Here is a 20,634-nt window from a genome sequence, read left to right as displayed (position 1 = left end):
CGGCTGGACGGATCTCGGTCCACCGGATCCCGATGAGGGTCCGGGGCGGCCGCGACGCCATCGAGTCGGGCACCGCGTTCCTGGCGGCGCTCGTCGCCGGGCTGTCGCTCATGGTGCCCATCGACTTCGCGTGGACCTCTCGCAGTTCGGCACTGCACCTGGAACTGCTGGTCTTCAGCCTGCCGCAGGCGATTGCGGCGGGGGCGCTGGTCGCGATCGTGATCGCGGTGCTGACCACCGCGCTGGGCGGGCAGAGCCTGCGCTGGGGTGTGGCGCTGGGCGGCGCGGCGCTTTTGTTCGTCAATCACCTGCTGGGGGGCCACGCCGTGCTCGGCACCTCGCTGGCCACCCTGAACTTCCTGGATTCCATTGCCGGCGGGCTCATTCTCGGCGGTTCGGGGGCCGGGGTGCTGTCCCGCTCCCGCGTCGAATCCCGGTACACCTGGGCGACGTCGGCGTGGCTGCTGGGCGCGCTCGGCAGCGTGGTCGCCCAGGACCTCATGCCGGAATCCGAGTCCAAGGTGGCCGATCCGCACTTCCCGCAGAACTGGCCCGCCCTCGGCGCGCCCCCGCTGTGGCTGATCGCGCTGGCCCTGCTCGTCATCGGACTCCGGTTCCTGCGCGAGCCGGGCGCGCATCCGGTGGAAGCACATTCGATCCAGCTGCCCATCGTGCCGATCATCGCTGGCGCCTTCATGATCGGCGTCGACCTGGTCGGATCCGGGGTGCTGGCCCGCCACGGCGACAGCCCGCTCGCGATCGCGGTGACGTGCGCGGCCACGGTGGCCGGGGCCCTGCTCACCGCGCTCATGCTGCCCAGGCGGGACGGCGTCCAGGTGCTGCTCGCGGTGGCGCTCGCCGGGACGGGCAGCGCCGTCCTCGTGACGAGCATTCCGGGATGGTCGATCTGGGGTCTCTTGGCGCTGGTCGCCGGCGGGCTGGTCGCGGGTATCCGCTGGCCCGGTGTGCGGGCCGCCGCGGTCGGCATCATCGGCTTGTCCGTCTACGCGGTGCTGACGGTCGTGGCCGGGCATCCCGTCGTCCTCACCGTGCTCGGGCACGCGCTGCTCGCCCTGCTGGCGGGTTACTGTTTCGGCGCGGTCACCCCGCGCTACGGCTCCACCCGGGTGCTCGGCATCGCCCTGATCTACGTGCCCTCACCGGTGCTCGCGCTGCGCGACTACGCCCGGCGTGGGCACTGCCTGCTGATCGACCCCGGAAAGCCGTGCACCATAGCCGATTTCACCTCGTTCGCACCCGGCTGCGCGGCCATCGCACTCGCGGTGGGCTGTGCGCTGGGCCTGTGGGCGCTGCTGCGGCGGCGGCCCGAACAGGCTCGGGTGGCGGCGTCCGCGAGCTGAGCGTCCCGAGCGCCCGTGGCCGAGCGGCCTGGGTACCGTGGCGGACATGAATTCGCTGCTGCACCGGATATTGGATATCGCGCCGATCTGGGTGTACCTGGTCGTCACCCTGCTGGTGTTCGCCGAGGACGCGATCTTCGTCGGTTTCGTGATCCCCGGTGAGACGGCGGCGGTGCTCGGCGGTGTGGCCGCCAGCCAGGGACATGTGCTGCTGTGGCTGATGATCCTGCTGGTGGTGGCCGCCGCCATCCTCGGCGACAGCGTCGGCTACGAGGTCGGCAAGCACGTGGGCCCGAGGCTGCTGCAGGCCTCGATGCTGGACCGGCACCGCGGCCGCCTCGACCGCGCCCAGGACTATCTGGCCCGGCGCGGCGGCTGGGCGGTGTTCCTCGGCCGGTTCACCGCGTTCTTCCGGGCCATGATGCCCGCGCTGGCGGGCACCTCGCGCATGCCCTACCGGCGCTTCCTGCTGTTCAATGCCGTCGGCGGAATCGTCTGGGGCACCACGTTCGTGGTGCTCGGCTTCGTGGCCGGGCAGTCCTACGAGGCGGTGGCCAAGACGGTCGGCCGGGACCTGGCCATCGGTGTCGTCGCCATCGTCGTGCTCGCGCTGATCGTGTGGAAGCTGCGCGAACGTCGCCGCGAGCGGGCCTTCGAGACCGAGTACGAGGCGACCCACCAGGGACTGATGACGCCCGAAACCGATTGAGCCCAATCGGTTTCGGGCGTCGCCCGGCTCAGACCGCGGCCAGTTCGCGCTGCGGCTCCGGCTCGCTGTCCTCCTGCGGCCCTTCGATATTCAGCGTCGGCAGCACCCGATCCAGGCGGCGGGGCAGCCACCACGCCCGGCGGCCGAGCAGGGCCAGCACCGCGGGGACCAGCGTCAGCCGGACCGCGAACGCGTCCACCAGCACGCCCACCGCCAGGGCGAAGGCGATCGGCTTGATCATGGCGTCGTCGGTGGGGACGAAGGAGGCGAAGACCGCCACCATGATCGTCGCCGCGGCCGTCACCACCCGGGCGTTGTGGCGGGTGCCCTCGATGATCGACGCCCCGGCGTCGCGGCGGTGCAGCCACTGTTCGCGAATCCCGGACACCAGGAACACCTCGTAGTCCATGGCCAGCCCGAACAGCACGCCCACCAGGATGATCGGCAGGAAGCTCACCACCGGCCCGACCTTCGAGACGCCGAACAGGTCCGCGGCCCAACCCCATTGGAAGACCGCGACCGTGGTGCCCAGTGCCGCCGCGACCGACAGCAGGAAGGTGACTGCCGCCTTCACCGGTACCGCGATCGACCGGAACACCAGGACCAGCAGCACCAGGCTCAGGCCGACCACGATGCCCAGGAACGGCACCAGGGACGCGGAAAGCCGTTGCGAGACATCGATGGTGACCGCGGTATCGCCGGTGACGGCCACCTCGGCCCCGGGGACCGCGCCGGGCGCCCGATCGCGGATGGCGTGGACCAGATCGGTGGTCTGCCGCGACTCCGGCGCGCTGGCCGGAATCACCATGATCAGCGACTGGCCTGCCCGCTGGGTCGGCTGCGGCGGTGCGACATACGTGACGTCGGGCAGTCCGCGCACCGTGTCGGCGACCGTCGCGGCGGCCCGGGTGTCGCCGTTCGGCGTGTCCACGACTACCACCAGCGGGCCGTTGAAGCCGGGACCGAACTTCTCGGCGAGGGTGTCGTAGGCCTGCCGCTGACCCGTCGCCGCGGCGGCGGAACCATTGTCGGGCAGGGCCATTCGCAGCGAGGCGGCAGGCAGGGCCAGCAGGATCAGCGCCCCGGCCACGGCCACCACGGTGACGAGCGGCCGCGCGGTGACCAGCCGTGCCCAGCGCGCGCCCATGCTGTCGGCTCCGGTGGCGGTGGCCCGGCGATGGGCGCGCGAGCCCGCCCGCGGCGTCAGCCGGACGCCGGCGAATCCGGCCAGCGCGGGCAGCAATGTGAGCGCCACCGCCACCGCGATCAGCACCGCGCCGGAGGCGGCCAGCCCCATGACGGTCAGGAACGGAATGCCGATCACGCTCAGCGCCGCCAGCGCGATGATCACCGTCGTACCCGCGAAAACGACTGCGCTGCCCGCGGTCTCATTGGCCCGCCGCGCCGATTCCCGGGGCGTCAGCCCGGCGGCCAGCTGGGACCGGTGCCGGGACAGGATGAACAGCGCGTAGTCGATCCCGACCGCCAGGCCCAGCATGAGCGCCAGCGTCAGCGCGGTCGACGACACCGGCACCGCCGCGCTCAGGGCGGACAGCCCGCCCACCGTGACCGCGATGCCGAAAACCGCTGACAGGATCGGCATTCCGGCCGCCACCAGTGATCCGAACGTGATCAGCAGGACCAGCACCGCCACCCCGAGCCCGAGGATCTCGGTGACGCCCGGCTGCATTTGCCCGGCCCCGTAGGCGGAGCCGCCGACCGACACGTCCAGCCCGGCCGCGCGTGCGGTCTCGCCCGACCGTTCGACCGCGTCCCGGGCGGCGCTGGTCACCTTGGACCGGTCGCCGTCGAAGTGCACGACACCGATCGCGGTGCGCTGGTCCCGCGAGACGGCTCCCGCCTGCTGGGGCGTGGTCACCCCGATCGCTCCCGGCGCGGTTCCCGCGGCCTCGAGGGTGTGCTGGATCGCCGTGCGATAGGGCGCCTCGGTGATGAGGTGTCCCTCGGGTGCGGTGAAGACCAGTTGCGCGTTGGCTCCCGCCGCGTCGGGCGCGGTCTCGGACAGGGTGTCCAGCGCCCGCTGGGACTCGGCCCCGGGCACGGTGAAGCGGTCGTCGAGGCGGCCGCCCGCCAGCGCGGCGCCGCCGACGACGGCGATCAGCAGAATGGCCCAGATCGAGACGACCAGGCCACGGCGCCGGAAGGCGAAGTCGCCGATCCGGCCCAGTAATGCGCTCATCGGTGATTCCTCTCGGAGGCGTGCGAGTTGATGTTGACGGGCGTGAACTTTATGGGTGTTAACTTGCCTCGCGATCTGTACAGGTGTCAACATCAATGTCGTGGACATCACCGACGATGTGGCGAAGAAACCCGCACGCGAGGGTCCCTACCACCACGGGGACCTGCGCAATGCCCTGGTGAGCGCCTCCGCGCAGCTCGCCGAGATCGGCGGGCCCACCGCGGTCACCGTCCGCGCCGCCGCCCGGGCGGTCGGCGTCACCGCCACCGCGGCCTACCGCCACTTCAACGGCCACGAGGAATTGCTCGCCGCGGTGCGCGAGCAGGCCGAGGAAGCCCTGTTCGAGGCCCTCGACGGCGCGATGAAAAACGTTCCGGCGCAAGCTGATCCGACCGCGGCCGCGATCGGCCGGCTGGCCACCGCCGGGCGCGCCTACATCGAATACGCCGAGCGGGAGCGCGGCCTGTTCCGGACCGCGTTCTGCGGCAGCGATGTCGACGTGGACAAAGAGGTGCTCGAGGATCCCATCTTCCAGCTCATCGGGACCGGAATCGACGCCCTGGTCGCGACGGGATTCATGGATCCGCGTCAGCGGCCCGGCGCGGAGTTCACCGCATGGGCGGCCGTACACGGACTGGCGAGCCTGATCGTCGACGGCCCGCTGGCCGACGCCGAGCCCGCCGATCGCGAGGCGGCCATCGATCACGCCGTCGCCACCGTGCTGCGCGGATTCGCCACCGGCCCGCGCGCCGAGCCGTACCGCTCGACCGATCCGCACATCGCGCTGCCCGCCTGATTCCGGCGACTCGCCGCGCGAATTGTCCTGTGTTCACCGCCATGTCGCGAGTCCGTAAGCTTGCGGCGTTTTGATGACCGCGCAAACGGACTCACGGTGACAAGGTTTTCTCGATGCTGAATCCCCTCGGCACGGTGCCCCGCACGGGCATTCCGGCACAGCTCGCCGCGCAGATGACGATGGACGAGCAATACGACTGGCACCGTTCGTATTTGAAACGGCATCGCGTGAGCCGGCGCACCTTCCTGCGGGGCAGCGCGGCCGCGGCCATGACCGCCGGACTCGGCTCCGCCTTCGGCGGCCGCGGCGTCGCCTACGCCGACGACGCCCCGCTGACCGTCGGCGGCCGCCGCGTCGGGTACGGCACGGACGCGGCCGCCCAGCTGCGCTTCTCCGCCCAGCTGTCGCGAAACCCGGGCGCCACCAAGGTCTTCCTCGATCACGGCCCGACCCCCGCGCTCGGCGGCACCCTCGAGGCCGAGGTTCGCAACCTGGTCACCCAGCTCCCGCGCACCGACGGGGGAGTGCTGTCGGCCGAACAGTTCTACGTCCACGCCCCCGTCGACGGACTACCCGGCCGCCTGCCGCACTTCTACCGCTGGCGCACCGCCGACGGCTACAGCAGCGACGTGCTCTCCGCGAGCACCGCCATGCCGAGTTCGCGTGCCGCACTGCTGCCGTTCCGCTTCACCATGATGGGCGACCAGGGCGTCGACGACACCCCGGCACTGCCCGCGGGCATGCCGGCGGGCGCCTACCGCAACAAGTACGGCGACGGCGACGCCCCGAGCTCCCGCAATGCCGAGAACATCCAGCGCCAGATCGTCGCCAGCAACCCGGAATTCCACATTCTGGCCGGCGACATCTGCTACGCCGACACCTCCCACGGCGGCGGCCCGGACTGGTTCGTGCCCAACGGCAAGGCCGACACCGACGCCATCGACGCCTACAACCCGTTCGTGTGGGACACCTACCTGCAGGCCATCGAGAGCAGCGCGGGCCACGTGCCCTGGATGTTCGCCACCGGCAACCACGACATGGAAGCCGTCTACGGCAATCACGGCTACGGCGGCCTGATGGCGCGCATGGACTTTCCGGACAACGGGCCCGCGGGCTGCCCGTCGGTGTACTCCTTCACCTACGGCAATGTGGCGGTGCTGTCGCTGGACGCCAACGAGGTGAGCTGGCAGGTCCGCGCCAATCTCGGCTATTCCGGTGGCGCACAGAACAGTTGGGTGGAATCCACCCTGGCGGACTACCGCGCCGACCCGAGCATCGACTTCATCGTCTGCTTCTTCCACGAGTGCGCCTACGCCACCGGCATCGGCGGCGCCAGCGACGGCGGCGTGCGCGGAGCCTGGGCCGACCTGTTCGACAAGTACCGGGTCGATCTGGTGCTGCAGGGCCACAACCACAACTTCGAGCGCACCGACCCGATGCGTGGCGGGCAGCCGACCAAGGCCGCACCCGACAACTCGATCGTCTACCCCGACACCGACGGCACCGTGTACTACGTGGTCGGCGGAGGCGGCGCGGCGCACGGCGCCTTCGCCGCGGGCGACACCTACCGCGGCAACGAGCGGCCCGACACCTTCGTGCCGGAGAGCACCCTGTGGGGCTCCGACGGTAAGGAGGGCAAGGAGGCCGTCGCCTGGTCGCGGGTGCGGTTCAGCCGCTACTCGTTCATTCGCGTGGATGTGCGGCCGGGCGTGTTCTCCAGCGAGATGGACGTGGTCGCGGTCGACGAGCACGGGCGCGAATTCGACACCGTGACCTACCGCCGCCTGGTCTCCCGCTAGCCGCGCAACGGGTTCCCGGGAGCCGTGCCGACCCCCGCGGCGGCACGGCGCATACTGGGTCCCGTGCTACAGACCCGAACACCGCTGCAGTTGAGCAGTTTGGTGAGCTCCTGGCGCTGGGACACCTCGACCGTGCTGGTCATCGCGCTCCTGGGACTCGCGTACGCGGCCTGCTTTCTCAAGGGAAGACAGCGCGGCGAACAGCTTCCGGTGAGCCGGGCCCTCTACTTCGGGCTGGCCGGACTGGGAGTGTGGCTGTACACCGGCGTCGGCATGATCGGCGTCTACTCCGACACCCTGTTCTGGGTGCGCGCGCTGCAGGTGCTCCTGCTGCTCTACCTGGTGCCCTTCGCGCTCGCGGCCGGTGCGCCGTTCACCGTGCTGCGCGCGGCGCTGGGCCCGGCGGGCCGGAAACGCCTGGACGCCATGCTCTCCGGCAGTGTCGCCCGGCTGCTCACCCACCCGGCCACCGCCTCGATGCTGATCCTGCTGCTGCCCTGGGCGTTGTTCCTCTCGCCCTGGTACGAGTCGGTGCTGCGGCACGGGGGCGTCGACGCGGTCACCCGAATCATCGTGGTGGCCATCGGGTTCCTGTACTTCTACTCGCGCCTGCAGATCGATCCGGTGCCCAAGCACTTCACGCAGGGGCTGTCGCTGCTCATCACCATCGCGGAGTCCCTGGCCGACGGCATCCTCGGCATCGTGCTGTGGCTGGGACCGCTGGTCGCCGCCGGCTACTACGGCTCGCTCGGCCGCACCTGGGGTCCGGACGCGCGCCTGGACCAGACCATCGGCGCGGGCATCCTGTGGCTGCTCGGCGATTTCCTCGGGCTGATCTACTCGCTGGTCGTCATGCGTGCCTTCGCCGCCGACGAGAAGCGCCGGGCCGGGGAGATCGATGCCGAGCTGGATGCCGCCGAGGCGGCGCGGTCGCGGCGGAAGGTGGTGTCGCGCACCGCGACCCGGGACGCGGAGGCCGACGACGAGCCGGTGTCCACCGGACTGTGGTGGGAGAACGACCCGCAGCTGCGCGAGCGCTTCCGCCGCTGATCGCTGAAAGGTGACCTGTCTCACCATCTTTGGGAGTCGGTGATATCAGGACGCTTCCTAAGCGCAGGGGTGTGAGGCGGGCCTCTTTATGCGCCGAAAGGTTGCCTGGGTCACTAGCGAAAGGCTCAGCGAACGCCATCTTTACGCAAAACATACTTTAAGGAGTGTCTTCGCTACGGTTTGGCAACAAGTAGGCAACATTTGCTGACTTATCTTGATCCGGGTGCTCGATGAGGACCTCGCTCCCAGGAGGGAAGCGCCCGATCAAGAAAGCGACGAGAAGTATGCGTTACACGAAGTTTGCCGCAACCTCGGCCCTGGCCATCGCGGCCGTCGGCATCTCCGCCGGGACCGCCTATGCCGATCCCGCGGCGGCCGCCGCTCCCGGGATCCACTGGGACACGAAGATCGATGGCGCTTCGGTGGTACTGAAGACCGACGCGGGCTCGCTGACCACCCAGGACGGCCAGTTCCAGGTGCGTGACAACAACGGCGGCCTGGTCACCCAGTTCCCGCTGAATATCATCACCGGTGACGTCGCCCACCCGGTCGCCGCCAAGATCGACGGCAACACCGCCACCTTCACCCCGAACATGGACCCGGCCGCCGGCTTCGCGGCCCCGGCTCTCCCGGCCCCCGTGGTCAAGGACGTCGCCAGCCAGGCCGACCAGGACGCCGCGTTCGGCGCCGCGGTCAACCAGTTCGGTATCGCCAGCTCCATGGGCACCCTGCTGGGCACCCTCGTCGGCGGTGTGGCCGGCTGCGCCATCGGCGCGCTGGGCGGCGCCATCGCCGGTGTCGTGATCATGTCGGTTCCGACCGGCATCGCGGGCTGTGTCGCCGGCGCCGCGATCGGCATCCCGCTGGGCGCCGCGGCCGGTCTGATCGGTGTCGGCGGGCCCGCCGCCATCGCTGTCGGCATCGGCCTGTTCAACCGCCTGAACGCGCCGGACTCCACCCCGGCCAGCTAGCCGCTGAACGACTGCCGGACCGGGACCACCGCGGTCCGGCCTGGCCGCGGCGGGCGGCGCGCCCGCCGCGGGGAGCAGCAGTGCCGGTGCAGGAGGCATTGCCTAGCAACAGAATTCGGGCCGGATCGCGGGGGGGCGATCCGGCCCGAATTCGTTGGTGCTGCCGAAAGGGTACGGCGAAACCCGAATGCCCCACGGACATGTCCGTGGGGCAAGGGATTTCGTATCGAACTAGCGCGGGCGGCGCGACACGATGGAGTCGCGGATCAGCACGAAGGCGATACCGGCCGCGAACAGCACCAGGAAGATGTAACCGACATTGCCGGTGCCCGAGGAGCTGCCCTGCTGGTTCTCGAACAGCATGGCCAGCAGGATCACGACGACGACCCAGCCGGCGGCGCGGGCGGAACGGCGCGACTCTCCGCTCCAGCCCCACGCGGCGGACGGAACCTCGGCGGTGTCGACCTTGGTGACAACCTCAGAGGGGTGCGCGGGTTCCAGTTCCGTGGCGGCCACTGTGGCTCCTTTACGGCTCGAATCGATTGCTGGCCAATATCGTGACATACGACCCAGCGTCGTAGCGAGCAGGGGGCAGGGGACAATGGACCCGTGTCCGACGTTGTGAGAGTTCTGCTGCTGGGCAGCACCGGTTCGATTGGTACGCAGGCACTGGAGGTGATCGCGGCCAACCCCGACCGCTTCGAAGTGGTGGGTCTCGCGGCGCGCGGGGGAAATGCGGACCTGCTGGCACAGCAGATCGCGGCCACCGGGACCGGCAACGTGGCGGTGGCCGATCAGGCGGCGGCCGCGAAACTCGGTGTGGCGCTGTCGGGTCCGGACGCCGTGACCGAGCTGGTCCGGCGCACCGACGCGGACGTGGTGCTCAACGCGCTGGTCGGCTCGCTCGGCCTGGAGCCCACCCTCGCCACGCTGGAATCGGGGCGGCGACTCGCCTTGGCCAACAAGGAGTCTCTGGTGGCGGGCGGCTCGCTGGTGACCCGGGCTGCCAAGCCGGGGCAGATCGTGCCCGTGGACTCCGAACATTCGGCGCTGGCCCAGTGCCTGCGCGGCGGCACCGCGGGCGAGGTCGCCAAACTGGTGCTCACCGCCTCCGGCGGACCCTTCCGCGGCTGGACCACCGAGATGCTGGAGTCGGTGAATCCGGCCGAGGCCAAGACCCATCCGACCTGGTCCATGGGGCCGATGAACACGCTGAACTCGGCGTCGCTGGTGAACAAGGGCCTCGAGCTGATCGAGACGCACCTGCTGTTCGGCATCGACTACGACCGCATCGACGTCACCGTGCACCCGCAGTCCATCGTGCACTCCATGGTCACCTTCACCGACGGCTCGACCCTGGCCCAGGCCAGCCCGCCCGATATGAAGCTGCCCATCGCGCTCGCCCTCGGCTGGCCGGACCGCGTTCCCGGCGCGGCCGCCGCGTGCGACTTCTCCACCGCCTCCACCTGGACTTTCGAGCCGGTCGACAACACCGTCTTCCCGGCCGTCGAGCTGGCTCGCCAGGCCGGTAAGGCCGGCGGCTGCGTGACCGCGGTCTACAACGCCGCCAACGAGATCGCCGTGCAGGCCTTCCTGGACGGGCTCATCCGATTCCCCGACATCGTGCGCACCGTCGCGCGCGTCGTGGAGTCCGCCGACCGCTGGAGCGCCGAACCCGGTAGCTTGGACGAGGTGCTCGCGGCGGATACGTGGGCGCGCGACACCGCACGCACGATCGTGCGCGGCTGACAGCAGGAGGGCTCGGAACCGGATGGTCTACGCGATCGGCTTCGTACTGTTCGCCCTCGGGATCACGGCCTCGGTCGCCCTGCACGAATGCGGCCACATGTGGACCGCGCAGGCCACGGGCATGAAGGTGCGGCGCTACTTCATCGGTTTCGGGCCCAAGGTCTTCTCTTGGCAGCGCGGCGAGACCGAATACGGTCTCAAGGCGCTGCCGCTGGGCGGGTTCTGCGATATCGCGGGCATGACCGCACTCGACGAGCTCGAACCCGAGGACCTCGACCGGGCCATGTACCGGCAGGCCACCTGGAAGCGGCTGCTGGTGATGTCCGGCGGCATCCTGATGAACTTCCTCATCGGCTACCTGCTCATCGTGCTGCTCGCGGTGGGCTGGGGGCTGCCGCGTTTCGATCAGCCGCCGGCCACCCAGCTCGGGGCGATGAGCTGCGTGGCCAATATGGGCCCGGACCAGAAGGCGCTGCCCTGCACCGGCGAGGGCCCCGCGCAGCTGGCCGGATTGCAGCGTGGCGACCAGGTGACCGCGGTCAATGGCGTCAAGATCAAGACGTGGAACGACTTCCGCGCCGAGACGGAGAAGCAGACCGGCACCTTCACCTACACCGTCGAGCGTGACGGTCAGACCCTCCAGATTCCGGTCACCCCGCAGATGGCCGTGGTCTACCAGGAGAAGAACGGCACCCCGAAGACGGTCGCCAAGGTCGGTGTCGGCCAGGACTATTACGCGCCGGTGCAGCACAACATCCTGTCCGCCATCCCCGCGTCGGGCGCGTTCACCGGCCAGATCGCGGTGCGCACCGTCGAATCCCTGGCCCAGATGCCCTCCAAGGTGGTCGACCTGTGGCACGCCGTCACCGGCGGCACCCGCGACCCGGAGACCCCCGTCAGCGTCTACGGCGCCTCCAAGATCGGCGGCGAGACCGCCGAGCACGGCCTCTGGTCGATGTTCGTCCTGACCCTGGCCAGCCTGAATTTCTTCCTCGGCGCCTTCAACCTGCTCCCGCTGCTCCCCCTCGACGGCGGCCACATGGCCGTCGTCATCTACGAAAAGCTCCGCAACCTCTTCCGCAACCGCAAGGGCCTCCCCGACGGCGCCCCGGTCGACTACCTGAAGCTGCTCCCCGCAACCTACGTCGTAGTCGTCCTAGGCGGCGCCTACATGATCCTCACCCTGGTCGCCGACATCGTCAATCCGGTGAAACTGTTCCCATAGCCGTTGGCGCGCTTGCGGATTCGATCGAGATGTCGCGCAGCAGAGTGCGGCAGAGCCGATCCGCCCGGCGGGTGGTTTCGGGCTGACGGTACTCCGGGGTCAGGGCCAGGACCTGTGCGCAGGCCGTCTCCAGGTCGATCAGGTGGCCGACCGAGACGTAGACCGGTTTGACGTTGGTGCGGGTGCGGAGGGCGCGGCCGACCGGGTCGCCGTCGATGGTGATGACGGTGGAGGCGCCGCGCTCGGGGGCGGGCTCCTCGAACTCGCCCCAGGCGTTCTTGGCGACTCCGATGGTCGGTACACCGGTCAAGAGGCCGAGGTGGCAGGCGAGGCCGAAGCGTCGCGGGTGGGCCAGGCCCTGGGAATCGCAGACGAGCAGATCCGGTGTGACGGTGAGGTTTTCGAGGGCGGCCAGGGTGGTGGGGAGCTCGCGGAAGGCGAGCAGGCCCGGCACGTACGGGAAATCGGTGGTGCCGCGCGCGGTGGCGGTCCCGACGGTCTCGAGCGTGGCGGCGTCCAGCACCACAATGGCGGCCGCCACATTGCCGTCGTCGTCGTAGGCCGAGTCAAGCCCCGCGATCGTGCGGAATTCCGGTGGCCGGGGGTTGGCGGCGATCACCCGCGCGCGCAGCCGATCCTGCAGTGCCGCGGCCTCTTCCGGTGTCGCCGGCCACGGCTCTGGATTCGCTACCTTCACTGTTCGGAGCGTAAACCTTCGCGTCGATTGCAACGAATATGAACCGTGGGCCCCGGGCCGATTCCGAGTCCTGCGGCCCGCGCGGGTACCCTTGTCGCCGCCGTCACAGGGCGACCGGTATCAGAGCCTCGGTAAGCTCGGAGCCGGTAAGGGTGAGGACTTAGTCGAAAGTAGGCAGCCGATCGTGAGCAGTGCCATCGCTTTGGGGATGCCGGCCGCACCGGCGGCCGTCCTCGCACCGCGGCGTAAGACGCGCCAGCTGATGGTGGGCAATGTCGGAGTGGGGAGTGAGTTCCCCGTCTCGGTCCAGTCGATGACCACCACCAAGACCCATGACGTCAACGCCACCCTGCAGCAGATCGCGGAGCTGACCGCGTCCGGCTGCGACATCGTGCGTGTGGCCTGCCCGCGTCAGGAGGACGCGGACGCGCTGGCGACCATCGCCCGCAAGTCGCAGATCCCGGTGATCGCCGACATCCACTTCCAGCCGCGCTACATCTTCGCCGCCATCGACGCGGGCTGTGCCGCGGTGCGCGTGAACCCGGGCAACATCAAGGAGTTCGACGGCCGCGTCAAGGAGGTCGCCAAGGCGGCCGGTGACGCGGGCATTCCGATCCGCATCGGCGTCAACGCCGGCTCCCTGGACAAGCGGATGCTGGAGAAGTACGGCAAGGCCACCCCCGAGGCGCTGGTCGAGTCCGCGCTGTGGGAGGCGGGCCTGTTCGAGGAGCACGGCTTCGGCAATATCAAGATCTCGGTCAAGCACAACGACCCGGTGATCATGGTCGAGGCCTACCGCCAGCTCGCCGCGCAGTGCGACTACCCGCTGCACCTGGGTGTGACCGAGGCCGGCCCGGCCTTCCAGGGCACCATCAAGTCGGCGGTCGCCTTCGGCTCGCTGCTGAGCGAGGGCATCGGCGACACCATCCGCGTCTCCCTCTCGGCACCGCCCGCCGAGGAAATCAAGGTCGGCACCCAGATCCTCCAGTCCCTCAACCTGCGCCCCCGCAAGCTGGAGATCGTCTCCTGCCCGTCCTGCGGCCGCGCCCAGGTCGACGTCTACACCCTCGCCGACCAGGTCACCGCGGGCCTCGAAGGCATGGAGGTCCCCCTCCGCGTGGCAGTCATGGGCTGCGTCGTGAACGGCCCCGGTGAGGCCCGTGAGGCCGATCTCGGCGTCGCCTCCGGCAACGGCAAGGGCCAGATCTTCGTCAAGGGCGAGGTCATCAAGACCGTCCCCGAGCACCTCATCGTCGAGACCCTCATCGAGGAGGCCATGCGCCTCGCGGAGGAAATGGGCGACACCACCGAATCCGGCGCCCCGGTCGTCACCGCCGGCTAGCCACACCCCAACTCGGCCCGGTCCGCATCGGCATCACCGCCGCTGTCGCCCGGGCCGCTCCTCGTTCGCGCCTCGGCCCGGCACCCGTACCGGCCGCCGCGTTCGGAGTGATGTGGGGCGGATGTCGTACCGAGGGGTTGGATTGGGTTGGGGGTTGGGGCTTTTGCCTGATGGGTGGGCGGTTGGGGACAATCGTGCGGCGCGGGGCGGGAAGTTCTGGCAGGCTGTGAGCGTGCGGAGTGTGCTGGAGCCGACTCGCAAGGGCCGGACGTCCGGGACCCGTCAGCTCGCGAACCGCGATCTGACGCAGGTCTTGCGTGTGCTCGACACCGATCCGGTGGCGACCTGTATGGTCGCCGCGCGCCTGCAGGAGTACGGGCTGGACCCGCGCGGGGTGTACGGCGAACTGTGGACCCGGGGTGGGCCGGCGGAGTCGCTGTGTTTCTCGGGCGCGAATCTGGTTCCGCTGCGCGGTGGTCGCGACGATATGAAGGCCTTCGCGGAGCGCGCGATCAAGGGGCCGCGCCTGTGCTCGTCGGTGGTGGGGCGGCGCGAGCTGGCTCTGCCGCTGTGGGAGTTGCTGGCGGAGCACTGGGGGACGCCGCGGGAGGTGCGCGAGGATCAGCCGCTGCTCGCGCTGGAACGGCCCGCGAGTATTGCGCCGGATTTGCGGGTGCGCCGGGTGCGGCCTGAGGAGATCGACCGCTATCTGGTCGCGGCGGTCGCGATGTTCACCGAGGAGATCGGGATCGATCCGCGCACGGGTGACGGCGGGCGCAGTTATCGCCGCCGGGTGTCGGGGCTCATCGAATCCGGCCGGGCCTGGGCACGATTCGAGGACGGTGAGGTCGTCTTCAAGGCGGAAGTCGGCGCGTTGTCGCGACGCACCGGACAAATTCAGGGCGTATGGGTCCATCCGGACAAGCGTGGCCAGGGCTACGGCACGGCGGGCACCGCGGCCGTGGCCAATGTGGTGGTCTCCTCCGGGCGCACGGCCAGCCTATATGTCAACTGCTACAACAAAATTGCGCGCCGCGCGTACAGCAAGGTGGGGTTCCGCCAGGTCGCCACCTTTGCGACCGTGCTGCTGGATTGAGTTCACACTCTGTGATGTGAGCGTGAAATCCGTTCCGGTGCAGTGTGTCGCGCCGGTTTGCCGGTAGTTGGCTCTAGCATCTGACTCGATGTCAACACGGGTCTTCATCACACTGATCGCCGCCGCGGTCGCCCTCCCGGTCACCGTCGCCGCGGCCGGTTGCTCGTCGGGTCCGCAGGGCCCCGCGCAGGCAGCCGAGGCCTTCGTCTCCGCCTTCGCCGACCATGAGGTGCAGGCGGCGGCCGACCGCACCAGCCAGCCCGAAAAGGCCGGTGCCGCACTGGCTTCGGCGTGGGATCAGCTGCAGGCGGAGAAGCTGGTGGCCACCACCGGCGCCGCCCGCGTCACCGGCGATACCGCCCTCGTCGACTACACCTACGAATGGCATCTGCCCAAGGACCGCGTCTGGACATACCAGGGCCAGCTGCAGATGGGCCGCGCCAACGGGCAGTGGCAGGTGCGCTGGTCCTCCGCCGACATCCACCCGCAGCTGGGCAATACCCAGACGCTGCAACTGCGTTCGAATCCCGCGCCCCGGGCGCGGGTGAACGAACGCTCGGGCAGTGACGTGATGGTGCCGGGCACGCTGTACCGGGTGCTGTTCACACCGTCGGCATCGTCCGACCCGACCAGGGTCTCCGCGGCGCTGGCGAACGCCCTGCACCGCTTCGACGCGCACCTCACCCCGGACTCGCTGTTGCGCGCGGCCGGCAAGGCCGACGGCGCCTACACCGCGGCGCTGCTCTCGGAATGGGAGTTCGGCGAGGTGAATTCGCAGCTGCTGGGGCTGTCCGGGGTCACCTTCAGCAAGGAGTTCGATCTGGTCCCCACCGACCGTCACTTCGCCCCCGACCTCATGACCGAGGTCCGCAAAACCGTCATCGACGAGGTGGACGGCAAGGCGGGCTGGAGCGTGGTGACCGTGAATGCCAATGGCGTCGACACCGACGTGCTGCAGGAGGTCGATCCCCAGACCTCCCCGTCGTTCTCGCTCAGCGTCGACCGCTACATCCAGAACGCCGCCCAGAGCGCGGTGGATGCCCGCACCGAGCAGACCATGATGGTGGTGCTGCAACCTTCCACCGGCGCGGTGCTGGCCATCGCCCAGAACGAGGCGGCCGATGCCGACGGCCCGGTGGCGGCGATCGGCCTCTATCCGCCGGGCTCGACCTTCAAGACGGTGACCGCGGCCGCGACCATGACCGCCGGCCACGCCACCCCGGACACCGTGGTGCCGTGCCCGAGCCAGATCGTGGTGGGGGAGCGCACGATTCCCAACTACGACCTGTTCAGCGTCGGCAATGTGGCCATGGCGACCGCCTACGAGCGTTCCTGCAACACCTCGTTCGCCAAGCTCGCCTCGGAGCTGGGTGGCCAGGATCTGCGCACCGCCGCGTCCGCGCTGGGGCTGGGCCCGGACTACACGATGGCGGGCCTGCCGACGGTGTCGGGTTCGGTGCCGCCCGACGATGATCCGGTGCAGCGCGCCGAGGACGGCATCGGTCAGGGCAAGGTGCTGGCCAGCCCGTTCGGGATGGCGATGGTGGCGGCGACGGTGGCGCACGGTTCGACGCCCGTGCCGTATCTGATCGCGGGTCATCCGACCCAGGTGTCCGGTGATCGGCCGCAGTTGAAGCCGGAGGTCATCAACGGGTTGCGGCTGATGATGCGCAAGGTGGTGCTCGGCGGTACGGCCGAGCGCATCATCGATCAGGGCGAGGTCTACGGGAAGACCGGTGAGGCCGAGGTGGACGGCGGTTCGCACTCGTGGTTCATCGGCTACCGCGGTGATCTGGCCTGGGCGACCCTGCTGGTGCGCGGTGGCAGTTCGGACAATGCGGTGGCGGTGACGCGGGACATGCTGGCGGCGCTGCCTCCGGGCTACTGAGGACCACCGCCCGGCAGGGTCAGCGCTCGCTGTAGGTGTCGAGTCGTGAGCAGGCGACGGAATGGATCGCGCCGAAGTTGTCGGTCACGAAGCGTTGGTCGGCAAGGGCTCGGACGGGTGGTCCGTCATTCGACGCGTCACCGAGGATCTCGGTGACGCCCGCACCCGCGAGGATCATGCCTGCGGTGGTGATCAGCAGAAGGGCCGAGCGCTTCATGTCCCTCTCCCTTGTTTGGGGATGAGTTGGGAGACCCGAACGTTCGCCGCTATCGGCGAACACGGTGGTGATCCGGTGCTCATTAAGGGTTGGCTGACTGTTTGCCAATGGAAGAAACGGTAATCGGTCACTTATGCCGAGGCAACCCGCAAGTGTGCTGCCGCATTCCGGTTGGACGGAGATGCGGCAGGTTACGGGCCGGGTTGGAGCCCGAAGTTCACTGCCGGTTTTCCCGCTGCATGGTCGCCGCGAGGTGATGGGTCAGCGGTTGCTCGACTGCGGCCATGCGCAGCGAATACTCGAGGGTGTCGCCCGCGACGGCGATGGTGCGGCCCAGCGCGGTCACCGATTTCGCGGTGCTGCTGAGGCCGATCGAGGTGGAGTCGAGCTCCAGGCGCAGCTCGCCGTCCTCGGTCACCAGGCTGCCCTCGCAGATCTCGGTGATGCCGGTGGGATGGGCCAGGATGAGTTCGATGCGGTCGGGGCTGATCGCCCGCAGATATCCGGCCTCGCTGTGCATGGGCCGGCTGCCGTCGGCGGCGCGGGTGCGCTGCCGGTAGGTGAGGAAGGGGCGGCCGACGTGGCCGAAGTGCACTTCCTCCAGGTACTCGAACGGTTCGATGGTCGGGTATTCGCCGCGGCCGCGGCCGCGCCAGGTGCCCAGCAGCGGGGCCAGGTGGGCGATATCGGGGTGCGGCGCGACGGTGGTTTCGGGTTCGAGCACGGCGGACAGCTTAATCGGCCCGGCGCGTAGCCGCGGGAGGTAGCCGCGCCCGGGCGCCGACATTCCCGGATAGGGGTATTGATCTCAGCGGCGGCTGGCCCGGCGGTAGCCGTAGGCGGAGGGAATGGCGAACACGATGATCAGGCCGGCGGTCCAGGCGAGGGTCCGCGTCAGCGGGCCCGCCACGGGTCCGCCCTCGGCCAGCGCACGCATGGTGTCGACGGCGACCGACATGGGCTGATCGCGGACCACGGGCTGAATCCACCGGGGGTAGGCCGGGAGCGGCACGAATCCGGTGCTGAAGAACATGAGCAGTGACGACAGCAGTGCGACGGCCTCGACCAGGGTGGACTTGGCGGTGAACACGGCGATGGCGGTGACCATGGTGGCGAAGGCCAGCCCGAACAGCACCGGAATCCACAGGAAGGCGAAGGCCTGCAACGGTCCCTGCCGGAAGCGGAAGCCGAGCGCGGTGCCGAAGCAGATGATCACGACGGTTCCGGCGAAGATGCGGCAGCCCTCGGCGATGATGCGCGCGGCGAGCCCGGAGGCGCGGTGCACCGGCAGCACCCAGAAGCGGGACAGGATGCCCGCCTCCCGTTCCCGGCCGAGCATGACACCGCTGGCCACGGTTCCGGAGAGCGCGCCGACCAGGGTCACCATGGGGGTGGATCCGTAGAGTGCGCTGTGGCCGGAGAACTTCTGGATCTGTGAGCCCACCACGATGTCGAGCATGAGCAGCAGCAGGCACGGCACGATGAGGGTTTCGAGCAGCGTGATGGGGTCGCGGACCCAGCGCAACAGCAGGCGCTGGGTCTGAATCCAGGTGTGCCGCAGCAGAGCTGGGGCCGAGCCTTCGCCGAAGACGATGGTGTCGGCGAGTTCGGGGCGGTCGAGGGTGGCCATATCACGACCTCTTCAGGTTCTGCCGGGCGATGAAGTAGCAGGCCAGCGCGGTGCTGCCGACGAGCCACAGCAGCGGCGGCAGCATGAGGGACCAGGTCACCGGGTGGGCCTTGCCGAGGGTGTCGCCGCCGAACGCGCGCAGCCCCTCGGCGAATTGGGAGACCGGCTGGTTGCGGACGAAGAACTGGACCCAGTGCGGGAATTGGTGGGCGGGGGCGAGACCGGTGGAGAGCATGCCGAGGATGAGCGGCGGCAGCACCAGCATCTGGGTGGTGGCCTCGGGGCTGCGGGTGGCGGTGCCGATGGCGTCCGCGCCGAGACAGAACGCGATGCCGATGGCCAGTCCGAGGGCCAGGAACCCCAGGGTGTGCACCGTGCCGCCGACGAAGCGGAACCCGATCACGTGGGTGCTGACCACGGCCGAGGCAAGCCCGATGAGCAGCCGGAACACATTGGAGGACATGCGCGCCGCGGCAGGGACGAGTGGATGCATGGGCATGGCGTCGAAGCGCCGGTCGAGGCCGGAGACCGCGTCGGTGGCGGCGCGGAAGGCGGCGGAGACCGCGGTGAAGGCGCACGCCTGCAGGATCACGATGGGCGCCATGAACTGTGCGTAGCTGCTGAATCCCAGTCCGGCGAAGGACATCACGCGGTTGAGCGGGATGTAGAAGCTGGCGGTGAAGGTGACGGGTGCCAGGATGGCGGTGATGATTTCGCCGGTTTTGACCGAGGGCACGATGAGCCGCACCGTGAGCACCCACCACTGGGCGAGGGTGGCGGGGGTGGCGCGGACGTTGGTGAGCCACCCGGCGGGTGCGGCCTCGACGGCGGTCATGCCCGGTTCCGATCCTCGGCGCTGAAGCGCCCGTCCGTTGTCCGGAACCGGACCGACGGCGAATCATCTTCGGCCTCTTCGGATTTGGCGATGTGCCCGGTGAGCTGGAGGAAGACGTCGTCGAGGGAGGGACGCCGCAGCGCGATGTCGACGAGTTCCATTCCGGCCGTGTCGAGCCGGCGCAGCGCCTCGGCGAGGGTTTTGGCGCCCTCCGGCGCGGGGATGGCGATCCGGTCCGAATCCCCGGTCAGCGCTTCGCGATTGGCGGTGGGCAGCAGGTCGCCGAGGGCGCGGGCGATAGCGGGCAGGTCCTCGATGCGCAGCGGCACGATCTCGCAGTAGCTGCCGCCGGTGCGGGCCTTGAGTTCGTCGGCGGTGCCGTCGGCGATGACCAGGCCGTGGTCGATGACGATGATGCGGTCGCAGAGCGCGTCGGCCTCTTCGAGGTACTGCGTGGTGAGCAGGGTGGTGATGCCGTGTTTGCGGAACCCGCCGACCAGGTCCCAGACGCCCTGCCGGCTGCGCGGATCCAGGCCGGTGGTGGGTTCGTCGAGGAAGACCACCTCGGGCCGCACCACGAGTCCGCAGGCGATGTCGATGCGCCGTCGCATGCCGCCGGAGTAGGTGCCGACGCGGCGTCCGGCGGCCTGCACCAGGTCGAATTCCTCGACGAGTTCGTCGGCGCGGGCGCGGGCGGCGCGTTTGCGCAGGCCCATGAGGCGGCCGAACATGACGAGATTCTCGTACCCGGACAGGGCGTCGTCGAGGGCGGCGAACTGCCCGGTCAGCATGATGGATCGGCGGACCGCGGCGGCGTCGGTGACGACGTCGTGCCCGGCGACCAGGGCGCGCCCGCTGTCGGGAGCGATGAGGGTGGACAGGATATTGACCGTCGTGGTCTTGCCCGCGCCATTGGGTCCGAGGATGCCGAGTACCTCGCCGGGCGCGGCCTTGAAGGTGATGCCGCGCAGTGCCCGGACCGCGCCGAAGGATTTCTCGACGTCTTCGACGACTACGCCGTCGACGCCGGTGTGCACGCTGCTCGGGGGTGCGACCGTCATGGTTTCCA

Annotated in this window: 19 protein-coding genes; 11 read left to right on the top strand and 8 right to left on the bottom strand. The window is 69.5% G+C overall.

Annotation, left to right across the window (positions count from 1 at the left end; translation table 11 throughout):
* Positions 1 to 32: 32 nt before the first annotated feature.
* Both ABZV44_RS18790 and ABZV44_RS18785 read left to right on the top strand, forming a co-directional pair.
* Positions 33 to 1,361 carry a hypothetical protein gene (locus ABZV44_RS18790; RefSeq protein WP_354837638.1) on the top strand — a complete coding sequence of 443 codons (1,329 nt, stop codon included), beginning with the start codon at positions 33 to 35 and terminating at the stop codon, positions 1,359 to 1,361.
* A gap of 46 nt (positions 1,362 to 1,407) precedes the next feature.
* Positions 1,408 to 2,070, top strand: a complete 663-nt coding sequence (locus ABZV44_RS18785; protein WP_354837636.1) for a DedA family protein — start codon at positions 1,408 to 1,410, stop codon at positions 2,068 to 2,070.
* 28 nt (positions 2,071 to 2,098) lie between these two features.
* On the opposite strand, the gene ABZV44_RS18780 is transcribed toward ABZV44_RS18785, so the two are convergent.
* Positions 2,099 to 4,270, bottom strand: a complete 2,172-nt coding sequence (locus ABZV44_RS18780; protein WP_354837635.1) for an MMPL family transporter — start codon at positions 4,268 to 4,270, stop codon at positions 2,099 to 2,101.
* 100 nt (positions 4,271 to 4,370) lie between these two features.
* On the opposite strand from ABZV44_RS18780, the gene ABZV44_RS18775 reads away from it, so the two are divergent.
* The 4 genes from ABZV44_RS18775 to ABZV44_RS18760 all read left to right on the top strand — a co-directional run bounded on the left by ABZV44_RS18775 (position 4,371) and on the right by ABZV44_RS18760 (position 8,886).
* Positions 4,371 to 5,066, top strand: a complete 696-nt coding sequence (locus ABZV44_RS18775; RefSeq protein WP_354837634.1) for a TetR-like C-terminal domain-containing protein — start codon at positions 4,371 to 4,373, stop codon at positions 5,064 to 5,066.
* 113 nt (positions 5,067 to 5,179) lie between these two features.
* On the top strand, positions 5,180 to 6,865 hold the full coding sequence (locus ABZV44_RS18770; protein ID WP_354837633.1) for a metallophosphoesterase: 1,686 nt from the start codon (positions 5,180 to 5,182) through the stop codon (positions 6,863 to 6,865).
* Positions 6,866 to 6,928: 63 nt separating this feature from the next.
* Positions 6,929 to 7,915, top strand: coding sequence for a cytochrome c oxidase assembly protein (locus ABZV44_RS18765; RefSeq protein ID WP_354837632.1), 987 nt, complete (start codon positions 6,929 to 6,931; stop codon positions 7,913 to 7,915).
* A gap of 284 nt (positions 7,916 to 8,199) precedes the next feature.
* Positions 8,200 to 8,886 carry a hypothetical protein gene (locus ABZV44_RS18760; RefSeq protein ID WP_354837631.1) on the top strand — a complete coding sequence of 229 codons (687 nt, stop codon included), beginning with the start codon at positions 8,200 to 8,202 and terminating at the stop codon, positions 8,884 to 8,886.
* 231 nt (positions 8,887 to 9,117) lie between these two features.
* Here the strand turns inward: ABZV44_RS18760 and ABZV44_RS18755 are convergent, their stop codons facing one another.
* Positions 9,118 to 9,402 (bottom strand): DUF2631 domain-containing protein, encoded by a 285-nt coding sequence (locus ABZV44_RS18755; RefSeq protein ID WP_354837630.1) that lies wholly within the window; start codon positions 9,400 to 9,402, stop codon positions 9,118 to 9,120.
* Positions 9,403 to 9,495: 93 nt separating this feature from the next.
* Between ABZV44_RS18755 and dxr the strand changes: the two genes are divergently transcribed.
* Both dxr and ABZV44_RS18745 read left to right on the top strand, forming a co-directional pair.
* The gene (gene dxr, locus ABZV44_RS18750) at positions 9,496 to 10,635 is read left to right on the top strand and encodes a 1-deoxy-D-xylulose-5-phosphate reductoisomerase (protein WP_354837629.1); all 1,140 of its coding nucleotides are present in this window, start codon (positions 9,496 to 9,498) and stop codon (positions 10,633 to 10,635) included.
* Positions 10,636 to 10,657: 22 nt separating this feature from the next.
* Positions 10,658 to 11,860: a M50 family metallopeptidase gene (locus ABZV44_RS18745; protein ID WP_354837628.1), complete on the top strand. Its 1,203-nt coding sequence runs from the start codon at positions 10,658 to 10,660 to the stop codon at positions 11,858 to 11,860.
* On the opposite strand, the gene ABZV44_RS18740 is transcribed toward ABZV44_RS18745, so the two are convergent.
* On the bottom strand, positions 11,835 to 12,557 hold the full coding sequence (locus ABZV44_RS18740; protein WP_354837626.1) for an endonuclease V: 723 nt from the start codon (positions 12,555 to 12,557) through the stop codon (positions 11,835 to 11,837). The two genes, ABZV44_RS18745 and ABZV44_RS18740, sit on opposite strands and share 26 nt — an antisense overlap.
* Positions 12,558 to 12,741: 184 nt before the next feature.
* Here ABZV44_RS18740 and ispG point away from each other — a divergent pair, with 184 nt between their 5' ends.
* The 3 genes from ispG to ABZV44_RS18725 all read left to right on the top strand — a co-directional run bounded on the left by ispG (position 12,742) and on the right by ABZV44_RS18725 (position 16,883).
* Positions 12,742 to 13,899: a flavodoxin-dependent (E)-4-hydroxy-3-methylbut-2-enyl-diphosphate synthase gene (gene ispG, locus ABZV44_RS18735; RefSeq protein ID WP_354837624.1), complete on the top strand. Its 1,158-nt coding sequence runs from the start codon at positions 12,742 to 12,744 to the stop codon at positions 13,897 to 13,899.
* 232 nt (positions 13,900 to 14,131) lie between these two features.
* Positions 14,132 to 14,995 (top strand): GNAT family N-acetyltransferase, encoded by an 864-nt coding sequence (locus ABZV44_RS18730; protein ID WP_354837623.1) that lies wholly within the window; start codon positions 14,132 to 14,134, stop codon positions 14,993 to 14,995.
* A gap of 88 nt (positions 14,996 to 15,083) precedes the next feature.
* Positions 15,084 to 16,883 carry a penicillin-binding transpeptidase domain-containing protein gene (locus ABZV44_RS18725; RefSeq protein WP_354837621.1) on the top strand — a complete coding sequence of 600 codons (1,800 nt, stop codon included), beginning with the start codon at positions 15,084 to 15,086 and terminating at the stop codon, positions 16,881 to 16,883.
* A gap of 19 nt (positions 16,884 to 16,902) precedes the next feature.
* Here ABZV44_RS18725 and ABZV44_RS18720 read toward each other — a convergent pair whose 3' ends face one another.
* The 5 genes from ABZV44_RS18720 to ABZV44_RS18700 form a co-directional block, all read right to left on the bottom strand.
* The gene (locus ABZV44_RS18720; protein WP_354837619.1) at positions 16,903 to 17,100 is read right to left on the bottom strand and encodes a hypothetical protein; all 198 of its coding nucleotides are present in this window, start codon (positions 17,098 to 17,100) and stop codon (positions 16,903 to 16,905) included.
* A gap of 217 nt (positions 17,101 to 17,317) precedes the next feature.
* On the bottom strand, positions 17,318 to 17,824 hold the full coding sequence (locus ABZV44_RS18715) for a peroxynitrite isomerase (RefSeq protein WP_354837617.1): 507 nt from the start codon (positions 17,822 to 17,824) through the stop codon (positions 17,318 to 17,320).
* An 84-nt stretch (positions 17,825 to 17,908) separates the two neighbouring features.
* Positions 17,909 to 18,730, bottom strand: a complete 822-nt coding sequence (locus ABZV44_RS18710) for an ABC transporter permease (protein ID WP_354837615.1) — start codon at positions 18,728 to 18,730, stop codon at positions 17,909 to 17,911.
* Position 18,731: 1 nt separating this feature from the next.
* The gene (locus ABZV44_RS18705) at positions 18,732 to 19,565 is read right to left on the bottom strand and encodes an antibiotic transporter (protein WP_354837613.1); all 834 of its coding nucleotides are present in this window, start codon (positions 19,563 to 19,565) and stop codon (positions 18,732 to 18,734) included.
* Positions 19,562 to 20,626 (bottom strand): ATP-binding cassette domain-containing protein, encoded by a 1,065-nt coding sequence (locus ABZV44_RS18700; protein WP_354837968.1) that lies wholly within the window; start codon positions 20,624 to 20,626, stop codon positions 19,562 to 19,564. The genes ABZV44_RS18705 and ABZV44_RS18700 overlap by 4 nt, the downstream gene beginning before the upstream one ends.
* Positions 20,627 to 20,634: the final 8 nt, after the last annotated feature.

Origin of the sequence: Nocardia sp. NPDC004860, assembly GCF_040609015.1 — a bacterium.
In the GTDB taxonomy this organism is placed as follows: domain Bacteria; phylum Actinomycetota; class Actinomycetes; order Mycobacteriales; family Mycobacteriaceae; genus Nocardia.
Note: the sequence above shows the minus strand (reverse complement) of the source record. Positions and strands in the feature narration are given on the sequence as shown.

Bases quoted from the DNA above. Each gene is read 5' to 3' on its own strand.
- ABZV44_RS18790 (WP_354837638.1), top strand. From the start codon at position 33: ATGAGGGTCCGGGGCGGCCGCGACGCCATCGAGTCGGGCACCGCGTTC.
- ABZV44_RS18785 (WP_354837636.1), top strand. From the start codon at position 1,408: ATGAATTCGCTGCTGCACCGGATATTGGATATCGCGCCGATCTGGGTG.
- ABZV44_RS18780 (WP_354837635.1), bottom strand. From the start codon at position 4,270: ATGAGCGCATTACTGGGCCGGATCGGCGACTTCGCCTTCCGGCGCCGT.
- ABZV44_RS18770 (WP_354837633.1), top strand. From the start codon at position 5,180: ATGCTGAATCCCCTCGGCACGGTGCCCCGCACGGGCATTCCGGCACAG.
- ABZV44_RS18760 (WP_354837631.1), top strand. From the start codon at position 8,200: ATGCGTTACACGAAGTTTGCCGCAACCTCGGCCCTGGCCATCGCGGCC.
- ABZV44_RS18745 (WP_354837628.1), top strand. From the start codon at position 10,658: ATGGTCTACGCGATCGGCTTCGTACTGTTCGCCCTCGGGATCACGGCC.
- ABZV44_RS18725 (WP_354837621.1), top strand. From the start codon at position 15,084: ATGTCAACACGGGTCTTCATCACACTGATCGCCGCCGCGGTCGCCCTC.
- ABZV44_RS18720 (WP_354837619.1), bottom strand. From the start codon at position 17,100: ATGAAGCGCTCGGCCCTTCTGCTGATCACCACCGCAGGCATGATCCTC.
- ABZV44_RS18710 (WP_354837615.1), bottom strand. From the start codon at position 18,730: ATGGCCACCCTCGACCGCCCCGAACTCGCCGACACCATCGTCTTCGGC.
- ABZV44_RS18705 (WP_354837613.1), bottom strand. From the start codon at position 19,565: ATGACCGCCGTCGAGGCCGCACCCGCCGGGTGGCTCACCAACGTCCGC.
- ABZV44_RS18700 (WP_354837968.1), bottom strand. From the start codon at position 20,626: ATGACGGTCGCACCCCCGAGCAGCGTGCACACCGGCGTCGACGGCGTA.